Annotated in this window: 17 protein-coding genes and 1 pseudogene; 10 read left to right on the top strand and 8 right to left on the bottom strand. The window is 42.8% G+C overall.

All coding sequences use genetic code 11. The features are described 5' to 3' along the window. Nucleotides 1–57: 57 nt before the first annotated feature. Nucleotides 58–399 (bottom strand): annotated as a pseudogene (locus tag EI162_RS06035) (EamA/RhaT family transporter); the annotation flags it as partial. A gap of 347 nt (nucleotides 400–746) precedes the next feature. On the opposite strand from EI162_RS06035, the gene EI162_RS06030 reads away from it, so the two are divergent. Then, a complete protein-coding gene (locus EI162_RS06030; protein WP_225735165.1) occupies nucleotides 747–1,787 on the top strand; it encodes a WG repeat-containing protein in 1,041 nt (346 codons plus the stop codon). Between the two features lie 452 nt (nucleotides 1,788–2,239). Here the strand turns inward: EI162_RS06030 and EI162_RS06025 are convergent, their stop codons facing one another. The 3 genes from EI162_RS06025 to EI162_RS06015 all read right to left on the bottom strand — a co-directional run bounded on the left by EI162_RS06025 (nucleotide 2,240) and on the right by EI162_RS06015 (nucleotide 4,027). Beyond that, nucleotides 2,240–2,602, bottom strand: a complete 363-nt coding sequence (locus tag EI162_RS06025) for a hypothetical protein (RefSeq protein WP_192523504.1) — start codon at nucleotides 2,600–2,602, stop codon at nucleotides 2,240–2,242. A 190-nt stretch (nucleotides 2,603–2,792) separates the two neighbouring features. Next, nucleotides 2,793–3,830 (bottom strand): alpha/beta fold hydrolase, encoded by a 1,038-nt coding sequence (locus tag EI162_RS06020; RefSeq protein WP_192523503.1) that lies wholly within the window; start codon nucleotides 3,828–3,830, stop codon nucleotides 2,793–2,795. Between the two features lie 32 nt (nucleotides 3,831–3,862). Continuing rightward, on the bottom strand, nucleotides 3,863–4,027 hold the full coding sequence (locus EI162_RS06015) for a rubredoxin (protein WP_068406924.1): 165 nt from the start codon (nucleotides 4,025–4,027) through the stop codon (nucleotides 3,863–3,865). A gap of 328 nt (nucleotides 4,028–4,355) precedes the next feature. Here EI162_RS06015 and EI162_RS06010 point away from each other — a divergent pair, with 328 nt between their 5' ends. Next, entirely contained in the window at nucleotides 4,356–4,922 is a 567-nt protein-coding gene (locus EI162_RS06010; protein WP_192523502.1) for an adenine phosphoribosyltransferase, read from the top strand. A 114-nt stretch (nucleotides 4,923–5,036) separates the two neighbouring features. Here the strand turns inward: EI162_RS06010 and EI162_RS06005 are convergent, their stop codons facing one another. Together EI162_RS06005 and EI162_RS06000 are read right to left on the bottom strand one after the other, a co-directional pair. Beyond that, nucleotides 5,037–5,558, bottom strand: coding sequence for a hypothetical protein (locus EI162_RS06005; protein ID WP_192523501.1), 522 nt, complete (start codon nucleotides 5,556–5,558; stop codon nucleotides 5,037–5,039). Between the two features lie 440 nt (nucleotides 5,559–5,998). Continuing rightward, on the bottom strand, nucleotides 5,999–6,940 hold the full coding sequence (locus EI162_RS06000) for a transaldolase (RefSeq protein ID WP_192523500.1): 942 nt from the start codon (nucleotides 6,938–6,940) through the stop codon (nucleotides 5,999–6,001). A 399-nt stretch (nucleotides 6,941–7,339) separates the two neighbouring features. Between EI162_RS06000 and pheA the strand changes: the two genes are divergently transcribed. The 8 genes from pheA (at nucleotide 7,340) to EI162_RS05960 (ending at nucleotide 15,641) form a co-directional block, all read left to right on the top strand. Beyond that, nucleotides 7,340–8,521 (top strand): prephenate dehydratase, encoded by a 1,182-nt coding sequence (gene pheA / locus EI162_RS05995; protein WP_192523499.1) that lies wholly within the window; start codon nucleotides 7,340–7,342, stop codon nucleotides 8,519–8,521. Between the two features lie 30 nt (nucleotides 8,522–8,551). Continuing rightward, nucleotides 8,552–9,694: a histidinol-phosphate transaminase gene (hisC, locus tag EI162_RS05990; RefSeq protein ID WP_192523498.1), complete on the top strand. Its 1,143-nt coding sequence runs from the start codon at nucleotides 8,552–8,554 to the stop codon at nucleotides 9,692–9,694. Nucleotides 9,695–9,778: 84 nt separating this feature from the next. Continuing rightward, on the top strand, nucleotides 9,779–12,142 hold the full coding sequence (locus tag EI162_RS05985) for a bifunctional prephenate dehydrogenase/3-phosphoshikimate 1-carboxyvinyltransferase (protein ID WP_192523497.1): 2,364 nt from the start codon (nucleotides 9,779–9,781) through the stop codon (nucleotides 12,140–12,142). 277 nt (nucleotides 12,143–12,419) lie between these two features. Continuing rightward, on the top strand, nucleotides 12,420–13,382 hold the full coding sequence (rarD, locus tag EI162_RS05980) for an EamA family transporter RarD (RefSeq protein WP_192523496.1): 963 nt from the start codon (nucleotides 12,420–12,422) through the stop codon (nucleotides 13,380–13,382). Nucleotides 13,383–13,619: 237 nt separating this feature from the next. Next, nucleotides 13,620–14,039, top strand: coding sequence for a dihydroneopterin aldolase (folB, locus tag EI162_RS05975; protein ID WP_192523495.1), 420 nt, complete (start codon nucleotides 13,620–13,622; stop codon nucleotides 14,037–14,039). Beyond that, nucleotides 14,029–14,562: a 2-amino-4-hydroxy-6-hydroxymethyldihydropteridine diphosphokinase gene (locus EI162_RS05970; RefSeq protein WP_192523494.1), complete on the top strand. Its 534-nt coding sequence runs from the start codon at nucleotides 14,029–14,031 to the stop codon at nucleotides 14,560–14,562. Before folB ends, EI162_RS05970 begins: the two co-directional genes overlap by 11 nt. Before the next feature lie 56 nt (nucleotides 14,563–14,618). Continuing rightward, entirely contained in the window at nucleotides 14,619–15,167 is a 549-nt protein-coding gene (locus EI162_RS05965; RefSeq protein WP_318779293.1) for a DUF924 family protein, read from the top strand. Nucleotides 15,168–15,275: 108 nt separating this feature from the next. Next, nucleotides 15,276–15,641, top strand: coding sequence for a DUF488 domain-containing protein (locus EI162_RS05960; protein ID WP_192523492.1), 366 nt, complete (start codon nucleotides 15,276–15,278; stop codon nucleotides 15,639–15,641). Between the two features lie 126 nt (nucleotides 15,642–15,767). Here EI162_RS05960 and cysE read toward each other — a convergent pair whose 3' ends face one another. Both cysE and EI162_RS05950 read right to left on the bottom strand, forming a co-directional pair. Continuing rightward, complete coding sequence (gene cysE, locus EI162_RS05955; RefSeq protein WP_413038380.1) at nucleotides 15,768–16,640, bottom strand: serine O-acetyltransferase; 873 nt, start codon at nucleotides 16,638–16,640, stop codon at nucleotides 15,768–15,770. Nucleotides 16,641–16,816: 176 nt separating this feature from the next. Further along, nucleotides 16,817–17,260 (bottom strand): YtoQ family protein, encoded by a 444-nt coding sequence (locus tag EI162_RS05950; protein ID WP_192523490.1) that lies wholly within the window; start codon nucleotides 17,258–17,260, stop codon nucleotides 16,817–16,819. Nucleotides 17,261–17,369: the final 109 nt, after the last annotated feature.

Here is a 17,369-nt window from a genome sequence, read left to right as displayed (position 1 = left end):
CTTCTATGTCAATTATGGCTATGTCTGATGCCAGCATACTTTTTAGAACACCACCAAATATAAAAAGCCAATCGCGGCTAAAAAGAAAATCTGCAAGCTGTTAAGTAAGGTTGAAATACCAGGGCCGACCGCATAAATACTCTCGTGCCACAGTGCCAAATCCAAGCCTAAAAATGCACCAGATAATAACCCATAAACGATAGCACGTTTGGAGTAGGGTAAGCGCTGGCCCATAATTTTAGCCAATATAGTAAACACGACACCCGATATTGCAAGCCGCCAAAATGACATCGCCCAACCGCCAATATCGACATGAGCCACAATCAAACTGCCTAAACCAAAAATAATACAACCAATAAGTAAGCCAATGGATGCAGAGCGTGAAGAGTCGTCAGCCATAAAATATCTCTATAAAACATATCTAAAGGTTTTTTTGGTCGATGGACAGACCGGTTATAAATATAGTGAGTTTTAAAGAGGTGATTGTAAACCTTTTGATGCTAATTGACATCAGACATGCACTTTTTTGGTATCAGGGTTTGATATGAGTTTTACTGTTATTACTCTGTGACGTATGTTTAGCGTATTAAAGTTGGCGCTTTGCTCGCTATTGGTTTGTTTAGCAGCTTATAATACGGTAACTTTGCATAAAATATGAACTATACAGATAGTCGTTTAGTTTTTATCTTTTTGAAGTTAGTGTGTCGAAATCCTTTATACCATCTCGATTTAGGTCATCATCACTTATGTCATTACTATTTACTCTAAACAGAAAAAATATTCAACCACGAGCGTCGTATGAGATGAGCGTCAAACAGCTGCCTGTGTCGCGCCTTTGTGGGGGTATTGGTATTCTGTTAAGTGCGGTATTTTTTTTGCCAACGGCACAAGCTGCCAGCTGCAAACTGCCTAAAAGCTATTATAAAAATGTTTCTTGTACGGCTAGTAGTGGTTACTTTTTAGCGACAAAAGATTTTGGTGCACCCGTGGCGTTGTTGAATAAAGAAGGCAATAAGGTGGTTGATTTATCACGTTATCAAAAGGTTGCTGCGGACAAAATAGCGGGTGGCTTAATCCCCGTCCAGCGTAGCAATAAAGTCGGTTATGTCAATATGAAGGGCCGCGAAGTTGTGCCTACCGTGTATGACGTATTGGTCGAATCATCAGGCTGGGCAAGGGCAGTGTCAGAAGGGCGTATCGTGGTAAAAAAGAACGGCAACTATGGGGTAATCAATACTGCCAATAAAACCATTGTGCCGTTTTCAGCGTCGTTTAGCGATATTGATAACTATCAAAATGGACTCGCCCGCGTCCACAAAAACCGCGCGATTAGTTGGCTGGATAAAAATGGTAAAACGACCAGCGATCCTAATAACAGGGGCAGTACGCAAACAGATAGGGACCCAGCTTCTGCTAATTCATCGGCGTCAAAACCAAAACAAGCACCTGCCAATCAATTTACGACCTTACAGCCGCATCAACAAGACGGTAAATGGGGGTTCATCGATGACAATGACGTCACCATGATTACCTATTCATTTGATGAAGTACGGCCATTTTCGGAAGGATTGGCAGGCGTGCGTATTGATAGCGACTGGGGCTTTGTCAATCTTGGTGGTGAGCTGGTGATTCCTTTTCGCTTTGACAATAGTGGCGTCAGTACTGGCGATAGCTACCAAGGTAAACCAGCGTTTATATTTACAGGTGGCAAAGCATGGATAGGTAATTTAAAAAATGGTAATAAGATGTGCATTGATAAAGACGGCGCTGGTGTCGGTTGTGATTAAAACTTAATACCATGTTTATTCTGAAAAAAGCTTATATATCTTTAGTTCACTAATTAGCATAGGTAGGTAGTTATTCAGAGATATTTGATTAACTCAACTACTTATTAGATTTTACCTCAATGGTGTACTCTTGTTCAAAACCAGATCCTGGAAAGTTAGTTCCGTATGTATCCCCAGCGATATAAATATGAACAGGCTTTAATGCTGTAGGTGTGCCAGTCACGGTCAACAGGTTATAATCTTTATAACCTCCCTCTGCAAGACTTGGCATAATTTTGAAACTAGCGTCAGACACTTCAGAATGGAAGTTGAGATCGACGACAGTACCCCCTGTAATCTCTATATTGGCTTGATAGGATTGATTAAGGTAAGCGTCAGGTAATTTATTAGGTGTTACATGAACACTAGGAGCACATCCAACTAATAGCAGTATTTATAGGGTGGCTGAGTGCTTATTTAGCAACTTTTACCTCAATGGTGTACTCTTGTTCAAAACCAGCTCCTGGAAAGTTAGTTCCATATGTTTCACCATACATATAAATACTTATAGGTTCGAGTGTAGTTGCTATACCATTAATTTTCAGGTTGTTATAATTGTCTTGACCACTGTCCCTAACTCCAGGAATGATTTTAAAATCAGTATTTGAAGTTTTCGAAGAGAAACTACGGTTAATAACAGTACCCCCTGTAACTACTACATCGACTGTATAAGGCTGATTTAAGTAGGCATCAGGAAGATTATTGGGTGTTACTTTGACATTGGGAGTGCAACCAACTAATAGAAGTGCTGATAGTATGGCTAAGTACTTATTCACAGTGTTATTTCTCTATTATGATAGTGGTCGTAATGTATGCGCTGAATTTTACATAAGATAAATCGGCATGAGTACTCATGTTAGGATCTCCCCATGAAAATAGCTTAAGCAATCATCAATCGCTATAGGCTCTTTTTTAAATAGTCATTTTTGCAAGCTAAAATATTAAAGCTGCTTTTCTAATAAAAAGCTACTTATCCAATAAATGATTACTAATCAAGTCGACCATATAAGGCTGATAATATTCAGGAATGTCATGTGCCATGCCCTCGATTAAGTGAAACTTAGCATTGGGAATGGTTTTGGCAACGACACGTCCTTGCGAGGCAGGTAACAGGCCGTCTGCACTACCATGCAGTACGATAGTTGGTGCTTTGACTTGCTTACTGTATTTGCTAATCGAGCCTGAGGCCAAGATGGCGTTGAGCTGTTGTACCGTACCGAGCGGATGGAAGTTACGCTGATAACGTATCTTGGCAATTTCACGCACCATACGTACATTCACATGTCCTGGCGTGCCGACCGTCTTCATAAACCAAACGCTATGGCGCACAATATCGCGCTCAGAATGGCTCTCAGGACGATTGATAAGTGTATATAGCTGCTTCGGTTTGGGCGGCTTTAAAAAGGCACGGTTGGTGGTGGTAAACATCAGCGCCATGCGTTGTACCAAGCTTGGATAACGTGCTGCCACAATTTGGGCAATCATCCCGCCCATAGAGGCACCTATTAGGTGGGTCTTGCTAAGCCGCAACGCTTTGATTAAGCGCGCGGTATCTTCTGCCATATCGGTTAAGTTATAAGCAACCTGAGTGCCTTTATTAGACAGTCCTGTTTGCAGCCGCATCATCATTTTGAGTTGGCTAATACGGGGTAGGCCGTCAATTTGCACTTTGGAGGACAAGCCAATATCACGATTGTCAAAACGAATCACAAAAAAACCCGCATCAATAAGGCGCTTCATAAAATTGTTTGGCCAAAATACCATTTGTGAGCCAAGCCCCATTATCATCAGCAGTGGCGGATTATTGGGGTTGCCACCGGCTTCAACGCACAGCTCAATGCCATCACCGATGTCTATCATCGATTGATAAAGATGCTCGCTCAAGTCTGAATCACGCCATTGGTATTCGCCAAATTTTTGCCATTCTGGAGTAGGGTAACTGACTGAAATTTTATCTGAGTTTTCAGTCAAGTTAGCATGAGTGATGTCGTTTGGTTCTGTCATGAAGTATCCTAGTTAGAGAGTCGGGCATTCGCTTAAAATTCGAGCATTTCAAAATCAAGCTTGCCAACGCCGCATTCTGGGCATGTCCAATCATCAGGGATATCTTCCCATTTAGTACCAGGTGCGATACCTTCTTCAGGACAGCCGAGTTCTTCATCGTATATCCAGCCACAGACGATACATTCATAACGTTTCATAAATAGTCCTATCGATTATTACCAGTATGACACATATTTTTTTAAAGCTAATATTAACTATTCTGGTCAATATATAGACCTTAAAAGCGCACGTAGTTTAGCATATAACCGTTGTTTTTATAGTTAAGTTTACACTTGTATATTGAGATTGAATAGCTTTTATCAAGTCATTAGCTATCACTTTGTTTATTTAAGCGGGGCTTTTTCCGTGCTATTTGCCGCTATATTAAGGCTGATTATGATATAATTATCACCGAAAATTTCACCGATTCAGTCATTGTTTGCCACTGTTATATCATCATCTAAGTCATACAAGCTAAGGGTTATTATGAGCGCTAACACCGCCGTTACATCAGCCAATACCACCGAGTCATCCAATACGCTCAATACCGATCATCCATTTTGGCAAATCATTCGCACAGTACCAGACTTTCCGAAAGTCGGCATTGATTTTTATGACATTACCCCGTTACTGCGCAGTCATATTAATGAGGTGATTGATGCGCTGCTCGCCGCATTGCCGACGGGTTTACTCGACGAAGTAGACTGTTTAGGCGCCGTTGAAGCGCGCGGATTTGTCTTTGCTAGCTTGCTGGCAGGTCGATTGGGCAAAGGTATGATTTTGCTACGTAAACCCGGTAAACTGCCACCGCCTGTCGCCAATAAAGCCTATGCGCTTGAGTATGGTAAAGACACGCTTGAGATGCAAAATAATCTGCCACCTGAGCGTGTGCTATTGGTCGATGATATCCTGGCCACTGGCGGTACGCTAACCACGGCTTACGAGCTGTGCAAATCTGCAGAACATACCGTGGTAGGGGCGTTAGTGCTACTAGATTTGGTCGACTTACATGGTGAGTTTCCAGTGCCGGTTTATACCGTATTAAAGGCCTAAATTAAAAGCCTAACTGACTGACGAACATTATTTGCTAAGGATAAGTAAAGCACTGACATAAAAAAGCGCGCTGAACTCATTCGGCGCGCTTTCTTTGATTTTATTTGGTGTGTTTTACTTGGCTTGTTCGTAGCTTTTACAAGACTGTTCGATGAGTACTCGGCTAATCGTTTTTGGCGTAGTGACTTTAAAATCTTTGGTGGTCAGGATTGGTTTATCCGATTGCCAAGATTTTAGTACCTTATCGTTAGCGGCATAATCAACGTAGGCTCGTCTATAGTAGCTGGCGTCCTTACAAGAGATAAGCCATTGTTGATCGCTATGATGAATACGCGTTTCTTTAGCAACTTTATCTTTGCTGTCCTTTTCCTTCGGGTCTTTCTCTTTACTGTCTTTCGTCACAGCTTTCGTAGTGGGTTTAGTGACACTTTTTTGTGCAGGATAAGCTCTACGAATGGAGACGGTAATGTTGTCGACACGCTTTTCATCGATGATACTGATGTCTGAGCGTTCGATAGAATCCAAGTCTACGCTAAAAATGGAGCCGGTCTGACTTTCTGCTACTGTTGACCAGTTGGCTGCTTGAGCACCCATCGCCAGCGTACTACTTGCTAATATCACTGCTAGCCGTTTCATAGTTCAGCCTTGCTTGTTGTTATTTGAGGTCGCTTATAATAGCCAACTTGATATTAGCAGGCAAATTTCTTTTATTACCTACTAGGGGCTGTATAGAATTCATCTATTAGGACTGCTGATCGCTAAAATAATTCCAGACTAGGCGTAAATCGAAGGTAATGTCGAGACCTTAGCTAGATTTACAACAACGTCTGGGGCGATTTTAGCATCAGTCCGAAGGAACAGGACTATTTTTTGCCACTTCATAGCCAAAACTATCGCGCTTAGAATAACTAAACTTACTATTTTTGGCGTCGAATTGCCTAAAAAATAGTCTCTGTCAGTTCCTTAGCTGAATTCTATACAGCCCCTAGTTATTCTCGCAGTTTACTGGCAATGTTTATTATCGTTTATATTTAGGCTTAGCGCACTGGAATATCGGAACATTGGCTTAATCGCGCTTAGCTACGCATAGACGCTAACATTTGAGCAAGCTCATTACGTGCAGCGATAAAGCCGTCAATACCCTTAGGTAATAAATCTTGAGTAACCGTGTCTTGCTGATAGGCGGTACTGAACTCTTCTTCAGTCAGGCTCACTTTGGTCATATCGGCCAAATCCATTGACATACTTGGTGACAGCTGCTGCATCACTTCTACATCCATCTCTGCCAGCTCGTCGATGAGGTTGGGCGCGATGGTCAGTAAGTCACAACCTGCCAAAGCCAATATTTGCTCAGTCGAGCGGAAACTTGCGCCCATGACTTGAGTTTTATAACCGTGTTGTTTGTAATACTGATAAATGAGCTTGACCGATTGCACCCCCATATCATCAGTAGCGGGGACATGTTGACGGTTTTGCTGGCGTTTTTGCCAGTCTAAAATACGTCCCACAAAGGGCGATATCAAGGTCACGCCTGCATCAGCACAAGCAATCGCTTGATGCTGACCAAATAACAAGGTTAAGTTACAGTGAATGTTTTGAGTTTCTAGATAGCGTGCGGCTTCGATACCTTGCCACGTCGCTGCCATCTTAATCAATACACGCTCTGACTCGATACCCGCTTTTTGATAAGCATCCATAAACGCTAAAGCTTTATCAATCGTCGCTTGGGTGTCATAAGACAGACGAGCATCGACTTCGGTTGAGACACGGCCTTTGATTAAGTCTAAAATATCGCAGCCCACTTGAACCGTCAGTGCGTCAATCACCGCATCTATATCACCGTTATGCTGACTCATGGTTTCTGATAGCATACTTTGGTTGTCAGGATGCATGAGAGCCTTGGTTATTAGGCTGGGGTTGGTCGTCGCATCGATAGGTTTTAGGCGCGCAATGGCGGCAAGATCACCCGTATCAGCGACAATGGTGGTCATGGTGCGAAGCTGTTGTAATGCGCTCATCAGATATCCTTGGTATGGTCAATTAACGGTGTTGTCTGCTTATTAATGGCTGTAGCAATATGTGCTGTAGCAATATTTATAGTCATCAATAAGTAATTATTAATAAGTAACTATCAATAAAGTTATGGGTACGCTCAAACTGTAACATAGATTTGAGCCTATTTTGAGATTAAGTTAGCTGATAGTTTCACGGTGCTTGGCCTTTATATCATTCAACTGTGCTAAGATTTATAGCTATTTATAGGTTTATGCGCATTTACAAATGGGCACTGTCCCTAGTTTTTGTTATAGTAGAGCAGGTTGGTTATTTGGCTTGTGCTAAATAGCAAAAGTATTTAAGCATGTTATATCTAATAGTGATAAATAGTAGTTATAAAATCTAAAAAAGGATGGGCGGTAATGAGTGAGCAGTCACCAGAGCAGAACGTGGATAATCTAAATCAAACCAGCGCAAGCACTAGCGATACCGCAACTGAAAAAGAGTTTTTGGACAATATTCGCCAAAGTATTGACACAGTAGACTGCGAAATTCAAACGCTGATTAATAATCGTGCCAAGCTGGCTCAGCAAGTGGCAACGGTAAAGAAAAACCATATTGCCAATAACCCGACCACTGACGATAGCAACCCTATCTTTTATCGTCCTGAGCGTGAGGCTCAAGTTTTAAAAGCGGTGATGGAGCGCAATGGTGGGCCAATCGCTGATGAAAAAATGGCACGCTTATTCCGTGAGATTATGTCGGTATGCCTTGATTTAGAAGCGCCGCAACGTATTGCCTTTTTGGGCCCTGTCGGCACCTTTACCCATGCCGCCGCTTTAAAGCACTTTGGCAAAGCGGCTGATACCGTGCCGCTAAACACCATTACTGATGTATTCCGTGAAGTCGAAGCAGGCACGGCGATGTATGGTGTGGTGCCAGTCGAAAACTCCTCAGAGGGCGTGGTCAACCATACGCTAGATGGTTTTTTATCTTCTACCTTAAAAATCATTGGTGAGGTTGAGTTACCGATTCATCAAAACTTCTTGGTCGCTGAGCATACCAAACTTGATGGCTTAAGCCGTATTTATTCGCATCAGCAATCCTTGGCACAATGTCGCCATTGGCTCGATGTCAATTATCCTAATGTTGAGCGTGTTGCTGTATCGAGCAACGGAGAAGCGGCGCGACGCTTAAGAAATGAGTGGCATTCAGCAGCGATTGCAGGCGATGTAGCTGCTGTGGAATATGACTTGCACAAGCTTTACTCAAATATCGAAGACAACCCTAGCAACACCACACGATTCCTGATTATCGGTCACGAAGCAATTGCGCCATCAGGTCAAGACAAAACCTCTATTATGGTTTCAGCGCATGATAAAGCGGGTGCCCTGATCGAGATTTTAAAACCGTTATCGTATCATGGCGTCTCTATGACCAGTATCGAGACGCGTCCAGAACGCCCTAATAAATGGGCTTACGTGTTCTTTATCGATATGGATGGGCACATTCAAGACCCTAATGTTAGTGCTGCTATCGCTGATATCCGCCCATTGGTCAAAGATTTACGTATATTGGGCTCTTATCCAAAAGCGGTATTATAGATATAGAAAAATTAAACCTAAGGATAAATCATGCAGTCTACGCCATCGACAGAGTCAAATTTATCACTGCTAGCACCTGCTTATGACAGTATTTTAGAGTTGGCACCTTATCAAACTGGGAAGCCGGTTGAAGAGTTAACGCGTGAATATGGCGTCTCAGATGTGGTAAAGCTTGCCAGCAATGAGAATCCGATAGGCTGCTCACCGCAAGTAACGCTAGCGATTACCGAGCAGTTAGGTCAGTTGTCGCGTTATCCTGATGGCAATGGCTATTATCTGAAACAAGCATTGGCTGATTTTAATGAGGTTGATGTTGAACAGATTACGCTAGGTAATGGCTCTAACGATTTGCTTGATATCTTGGCGCGTAGTTTTGCCGGTGCTGATGATGCGCTCGTTTATAGTCAATATGCATTTATTATTTATCCGATGCTGGCTAAAATGCAAGGCGCAATGGGTATTGAAGTACCTGCCAATCGTTTTGGTCATGATTTAAAAGCCATGAGCCAAGCGGTTCAAGACAATCCTAATACTAAGATGGTGTTTATCGCCAATCCTAATAATCCGACCGGTACACAGCTTGAACATAAAGAGCTACGTGAGTTTGTGGCTAGTGTGCCAAGTTCGGTATTGATAGTATTAGATGAGGCTTATATCGAATACAGTCCTGAAAGTAACAATCGGGCGCTGTTAGATGAATTTGGCAACGTGGTCATTGTACGTACTTTTTCTAAAGCTTATGGACTGGCGGGTCTGCGTGTTGGTTATGCGCTGAGTTCAGTTGCAGTTGCTGACTTACTTAATCGGATCCGTCAGCCGTTTAATGTCAGCCGCGTGGCTCTGGCTGCTGCCGCTGCCGCACTGACTGACCAAGATTTTATTGAAAAAGTTAGCTCAACCAACCAAGGGCAAAGGCGCTGGCTAGAGAAGCAGTTTGATGCGTTGGGCTTGGGTTTTGTTAAATCACATGCCAACTTTGTTATGGTAGAAATAGAAGTTGAGATGGAGGACGTAACGGCTGCTGTGATTCACCAGGCGTTATTGGAGCAAGGCGTGATAGTGCGTCCGCTCGATGCTTATGGTTTACCTAATTGGTTAAGGGTTACCGTTGGGGTCGCAGAAGACAATACCCGTCTAATCGATACTCTACGTTCTATATTGACTGATGATTAAGATTGACTGATGGCTGAGCTTAATGCTATCAAACTCAAAGCTGTTCAGCTAACACCTATTAAGTGACATGATAACTAAAATAATATGCAAAAAATAAATCAAGCGGCAAGTCATCAAACCGCAGCTGCACCCAACCTATCTACTTTACCACCATTATTCGATCAAGTTTGTGTGATAGGTTTGGGATTGATTGGTGCCAGTTTAGCCCAAGCGATTAAAGATAATGGCTTAAGTCGGCGTTTGGTGGCAGTCGACAGGCATGCTCCAAGCATCGAAGAGGCTATTCAGCAGGGTTTATTAGATGCGGGAAGCTCGGAATTAAGCAAAGTGGTGTCGGGCAGTGACTTAATCGTTATTGCGGTGCCAGTACAAGCGGTGCAAACAGTATTCGCAGATATCAAAACAGCGATGGACAGTGGTCAGCTTGCTACTGACTGCATCATTACTGATGTCTGTAGTACCAAGGTTAATATTATTGATGCCGCCAAAGCCGTCTTTAGCTCATTACCTGTGGGCTTGGTGCCAGCACATCCGATTGCCGGTGCTGAAAATTCAGGGTATCATGCCAGGCGAGCCAATTTATTTGTCAACCATAGCGTCATCATTTGTGAGCTACCAACGACCAAACAGACGGCCATTACAAAGTTACGCCAATTATGGGAAGCGGCAGGTGCGACAGTCATGCCGATGGCAGCTGACCATCATGATTCGATATTGGCGCATACCAGTCATTTACCGCACCTATTGGCATTTAATCTAGTAGAGCAGCTAGCAAGCCACGATGACAATTTAGATATGTTTCGCTATGCTGCTGGCGGGTTTCGCGATTTTACCCGTATCGCTGCCAGCGACCCTAAAATGTGGCATGATATATTTTTTGCCAACCAAGACGCGATTGTGAGCGCCCTTGATGAGTACGGTGTTTATCTACAGACCATGCGCCAGCTTATCATTGATAAAGATTCAACTGCCCTGATGGGACTTTTAGGCCGCGCGCAAGCCGCACGGCGACATTTCGGCCATATGTTAGCCAGCACCCCTTATACGGATACCTCTGCCATGTCAGCTTCTTACCTAATCTCTCCAAGTAACACCGTTTCTGGCACCATTACTATTCCTGGTGATAAATCTATCTCACATCGCAGTATCATGCTTGGAAGCCTTGCAACTGGTGTCACCAAGGTCACTGGGTTTTTGGAAGGGGAAGATGCACTGGCAACTTTGCAAGCATTTCGCGATATGGGTGTGACTATTGAAGGTCCTGATAAGGGTAGGCTAACCATTCATGGCGTGGGTATGAATGGTTTAAAACCAAGCAAGACGCCACTATATATGGGCAATTCAGGCACCAGCATGCGTCTACTAGCGGGTATTTTAGCAGCGCAATCTTTTGATAGTGTCATGACTGGCGATACCAGTTTGAATAAACGTCCGATGGAGCGAGTCGCTGCGCCGCTGCGCGAGATGGGTGCAGTGATTCAAAGTACAGGACATAGTGGTACAGCACCGCTGAGCATCACTGGTCGTGATAACGTGGGTAAACCACTACAAGGTGTTGAGTACGATATGCCAGTCGCCTCAGCACAAATAAAGTCCTGCTTATTGCTCGCTGGATTATGGGCAGAAGGCACCACGACAGTCACGCAACCGGAAGTGAGCCGCGACCATACCGAACGTATGCTTTCAGCCTTTGGGTATCCAGTAACGGTTGACGGTAATCGTATCAGTGTTGACGGTGGTGGTACATTAACAGGCGGTGATATAGCTGTACCTGCAGACATCTCTTCAGCAGCATTCTTTATGGTTGCCGCTGCTATCAGTCATGGTAGTGAGTTGACTTTAAAACAGGTCGGCATCAATCCTACTCGTACGGGTATTATTGATATTTTAAAATTAATGCAAGCAGATATCACGTTAAGTAATAAAACCTATGTCGGTGAAGAACCTGTTGCTGACATTACTATTCGCTCATCCAATCTGGTCGGAATCAAGATTCCAGAAATGCTTGTTCCGCTTGCCATTGATGAGTTTCCAGTACTATTTATTGCGGCAAGTTGTGCCCAAGGTCGTACGGTGTTAACTGGTGCGAAAGAGCTGCGTGTTAAAGAGTCAGATCGTATCGCCGTCATGGCAGAAGGCTTACAAGCGCTGGGTGTTGATTGCACCGTGACGGATGATGGCTTGATTATTGAAGGTCAAGGCAGCCATGGACAAATGAGCAAAGTAATTGGCGGTCAGGTCGATAATAGTACCCCAGTTTTCGGTGGTGGACATATCACCTCGCATCACGATCATCGCATTGCCATGAGCTTTGCCGTGGCGAGTTTGCGGGCGTCTGAGCAGATCACAATCGAAGGTATCGAAACCGTTAATACCAGCTTCCCAGGATTTGCCGAGCTTGCCAACCAAATTGGTATGGCTATTGAAGTCGATAATGGTGCTGTTTAATATTAATAAAATGTCGGCTTCATTCGTCATTTTATTAATTACTATATGAGTAACATTGACTGCTGAATTCGGCCAAATTGGTTATAAGTTATAATGTAAGATTGTTTTTTTTAAATAGTTATTATCGTCAGCAATGTGTAGATACGATTTTAGTATCTACACATTGCTTTTTACCTTTTATCCTATCTGTAGTGACCCTGTGCTCTTACCACCGAGTTATCATCAATGATGATAGTTGGGTGAGGGCGCGCTTTGCTCTAAAAAGTTGTATTGTCTTATGACTACTCAAAACGTCATCAAAAAATCAATTACTCCTATTAAAACAACCAGACGCGGCATTGTCACCGCCCTGATTGCCTTTTCTATTTGGGGCGCTTTTCCTTTATATTTTAAGCAACTGTCTGACTATAATGCCACCGAAATCATTGGTCACCGCATTGTTTGGACATTTGCTTGCCTGCTGGTGGTATTGATCGTTACTAAGCGTTGGCAGTGGATCGATACGCTTAAGAAAAATCCAAGATGGATAGCCTATACCTTTATCTCAGGCGCTATTATTGCTGTCAATTGGCTTACCTATGTTTGGGCGGTCAATCATGATCAGATTTTAGAAGCCAGTTTGGGGTATTTTATCGGCCCACTCGTTGGGGTGGCGCTATCGATGATTTTGTTCAAAGAACGCCTGCGATCCTTACAATGGGTAGCGATTGGCTTTGCGCTATTGTCGGTCGTTATTCAAGTGGTCATGCTGGGTAGTTTGCCGTGGATATCCTTGATCTTGGCCTTTAGCTTTAGCACTTATGGTACCATTCAACGGCAAACGCCTCTTACCGCTGTCGACGCGATGTTCGTTGAAACCGCCATGCTGTTGCCTATTTTTCTATGGTGGTTCTGGCAGTCTGATGTGGCGAGTAGTCATATCAGCTTTTGGTTTACGCCTTCTATTTGGCTATTAATGCTGGCGGGTCCCATTACCTTGATACCGCTATTGATGTTTAATAAATCGACCAAGTTAGTGGCTTATAGCATCCTTAGTTTTATGAATTATTTAACGCCAACCTTTATTTTCTTTTTGGCTGTATTTTATTATAAAGAGCCATTTGACTTACATCGCTTAGCCGTATTTGGTTTAATTTGGTTAGGGTTGTTGTTATTTAGCATTGATCTGTGGCGACACCGTCCTAGTAAAGCGTTAAAAGCCGAACGTCTACGCGAAGAGGCTTTAGAAAGCGTTAAATAGAAGCTAAAGTAGAATTAACAACCAGAGTGAGAAATGGTACTTAATACAGTCAGGTCGATATAAAAGAGATACAGCGGGGCTGGGATAAATGTTTTGTAGCCTCTGTCGGCGTAGGCACAGCCAGCAAGAAAAATTTGTACCAGTCACGTAGCATAGTTTTGTGTATCCATTTTACTCAGTATCGACTATAACTGGTAAATAAAAACTAGTAAAAATTTAGTTAACAAGGATGAAAGCATGTTTCATACCCAGTCTGATGTAGTATTTGTCAAAGGCCTAAAAGTAGAGGCGGTAATCGGTGTTTATGAGTGGGAGCGCGCTATTACCCAGCCCTTACTGATTGATATTGCACTGGAAACAGATATTCGCAAAGCGGCAATCTCAGATGACGTCGGCGATGCGCTTAATTATAAAGCGGTCTGCGATGATGTGACGGATTGGTGCCAGACTATTAAAGCGCAATTGCTTGAACATCTGGCAGGAGAGATTGTGGACAAACTACTAGCAAAATATGCCTGCCATCAAGTGACGTTGAGTGTCGCTAAACCCACTGCTATTAAACAAGCAGATGCCGTTGGGGTACAAATAACGCGTAGTGCCAAAGCTTCAGATAGCGAAGCAGTTGGTGATAATAACAGCCAATCTGATGATGCATAAAGAGCGAGTTGATTTGAATCTTGAAATGCTAAAAAAGTGTGCGCCTGAGCAATTACAAACGCAACCAGTGGCAGCTGTGCTATTGGCTTTGGGTAGTAATTACCAAGCAGAAAAGCATTTATTACGCGTCCGAGAAAGTTTGGCGACTATAGGAGAGATAGAATTATCGATAGCTTTTCAAAACCCTGATTTTACGGCGACTCCTGAGCTGCCAAAACCTGCTTATACCAACCAATGTGTCTATTTGATATTAACCGCGCCACTAACATTACAACAGTTACAGCAGAGGTTTAAAAAGTTTGAAAGGGATTGCCATAGGCAGCGTCTAACGGAATTACAAACGCCAATCAAGCAAGTCACTATGGACATTGATATATTGCTTATTAGATTAGCGAATAATATAAATAGCCTAAGCAATAAAGATGAATCTGAATGGATAGTTATGGCAGATCGTTATCCATTTAAAGCCCATGAAAGAGCAGGGTTAAAAGAGTTAATAGTAACAAAAAAAATAGATTGTTAGAGTAGATTTGAGTAAGATGTTTGGTCTATGCATCATTGCCTATCAGAATTTGCAAGGTGTGGTTTATGCACAAAAAAATATTAGAATTTTGTTTTAATGAGGCGGGCAGCCAGAAATTTTTTGAAAAAGATTTAAGTTTTGATCGATTATTAACTGAGCAATTTACCACTGTACTCGAGCAAGCCGCCGCTGCCGAATTTTATGCATGGCGTAGTAGTACGCAGGGGCGCTTAGCAGAGATTATTGTATTGGATCAGTTTTCACGTAATATTTATCGTGATACTCCAGCCGCTTTTTCTCAAGATGCAATGGCATTAGCGCTGGCGCAGGAGGCTGTGGCTAGCGGCGCGTTAGAAGAGCTTGTCAGTTTAGAGGCGCGCAAGTTTCTGTTGATGCCTTATATGCATAGTGAATCGAAGCTTATTCATCAGCAAGCTGAACGGTTATTTGAGCAATTTACCAATGCAGAAATCTTTAACTCAGAGATGAAGCATAAAATAATTATCGATCGCTTTGGCCGTTATCCACATCGTAATAAGGTACTGAGGCGAGTGTCTAGTGCAGAAGAAATAGCATTCTTAAAGCAGCCCAATTCATCGTTTTAATCAGATTTTCCCTGTATCATTATTTATACTATCTATGGATAAGGCAGGTTAGCGAGCCAACCATTCAAATATTCTATTAATGTTTATCACTACAAGGATTATATAGTTATGTCAAAAATTAAAATCCGAAGAGCGTATACAGAGAAGGGAAATGATGACGGATACTGTATATTAGTAGACCGGTTATGGCCAAGAGGTATAAAAAAAGAAGACCTAAGTTATAGCTGGTGGCCAAAAGATATTGCACCTTCAGATAAACTGAGGAAGTCCTTTGACCATGACGCAGACAAGTTCAGTGACTTTAAAAAATCCTATAAAAAAGAATTAGAAGACAACGAGCTTAAAGATGAGTTTCTAGACAAAGTAAAATACCAGCTTGAAAAGCACAATGTAACTTTTATTTATGGCGCAAAAGACGAAGAGCATAATCAAGCGGTGGTATTAAAACAATGGGCTGAAGAGAAAATAAACTAATAAATACGGCTTTCTGTTTCCATTATAAAAAACCCGAAGCCAATAGTTATGAATGGCTTCGGGTTTTAGCTTGAGACTATAATATATCTGTTCTTGCGAGCGTCAATCAGTGACTTAACGCTAGGCTTACTTCTGCTCAGCGTCCGCCTCATCCATATCTTTTTGACCAATTACGTCTAAATCCTCTAAACACAATTTATCGTATTTTTTCTTACAGAACTCTGGGTCAATCTTGCACATTGCTGTTTGCAGCTGATCGAGACGATTTTCTGATTGCTGAATATGCTCGAGCATTTTAGCAAAAGCTTCAGCAACAGGGTCGTTTGAAGAAGGGTCAATACCATAAGCCTGAAACGCCGTCGCCCGTACTGTGCTTTGGCTTGAGTCTTTATCCTGCTGGTTATCAGTTGTCCCTGCTTGTGCAACTTTTTCTTGTTGCTTGGTATCTTGCACCTTAGTGGTCAATGGGTTGCCTTTTTCATCGTGATGATCAGAAATCATCCGAGCGGCACTGCCTACCATGGTGGCACCAGCTGGTACAGGTTTTACCACCACGGCATTTGAGCCAATTTTAGCGCCTTTACCTACAGTGAAAGGGCCTAATACTTTGGCACCTGCACCAACGATGACCCCGTCTTCCAAAGTTGGATGACGTTTGCCATTGTTCCAAGAGACACCGCCAAGGGTGACGCCATGGTATAAAGTGACATCGTTGCCAATCTCAGCAGTTTCACCAATGACCACACCAACGCCATGGTCAATAAAAAAGCGTTTACCGATTGTGGCAGCAGGATGAATCTCAATACCAGTGATGATGCGTGAACCATAAGAGATCACACGCGCTGCAAGTTTCTGCTCATTTTGCCACAGACAATGGGCACCGCGATGCAAGATAAGAGCGTGGATGCCAGGATAAGTTAAGACAACTTCTAAGCTATTACGCGCTGCAGGATCGCGATTAAAGACCGCGTCGATATCTTCTTTTAAGTCTTTTTTAATGCTAGCAAGCGATTTGAACAAGGCGGTTGGCAATGACATAAAGCATCCTATCGTGTTTTTAATTACAATCTCTTTAGTTATAGCAGCTTTGCCTCATAAAATATAGCGATGAGTGATAAATAAGAGCAGATGGCAAAGTTATATGAACTTCTTACTTACAGGTAATCGTTTCCGAATTAGCTGTTGCTGGTAATATATTTTAATAGCTCTACAACCTGCTCAGGCGTTTGCGCCCAGCCCATTGCTGCTGCATCCACTTCTTTTAGTGGATGAATAATATCCTCAGCATGCAATGTGATATAAGGCTTGCCCAAGGCCGCACAGTAGCCCGCATCGAAAGCGGCGTTCCACTGCTTGTATTTATCACCAAAACGAATGATAGCAATATCACATTTTTGAATCATATTTTTGGTACGAATCGCATTGACCTTCGACGACTGATGGTCGCGCCAGAATCCACTTTCATTTTCGCCGAGTACATCACCGGCTGCGTCGCTGGCTTCGTGCTCAGTCACTGCAGATGTGAACTTAATATTCAGACCATGGTCTTTAGCGCCTTGCATGATTTTCTGACGCCAGTCGGTGTGTATTTCTCCAGATAAATAAACGGTCCAATTCATAATAAACTCCTTTTTAGTATTAAATGCTGGTTATTCTCAAATTCAGGCCAGCTGTTAGTGAACAGTTGCTACTGTTGTTCGATTCATAAAAAATGAATGATAGTTATCG

Origin of the sequence: Psychrobacter sp. FME6, from assembly GCF_014861365.1 — a bacterium.
GTDB lineage: Bacteria > Pseudomonadota > Gammaproteobacteria > Pseudomonadales > Moraxellaceae > Psychrobacter.
Note: the sequence above shows the minus strand (reverse complement) of the source record. Positions and strands in the feature narration are given on the sequence as shown.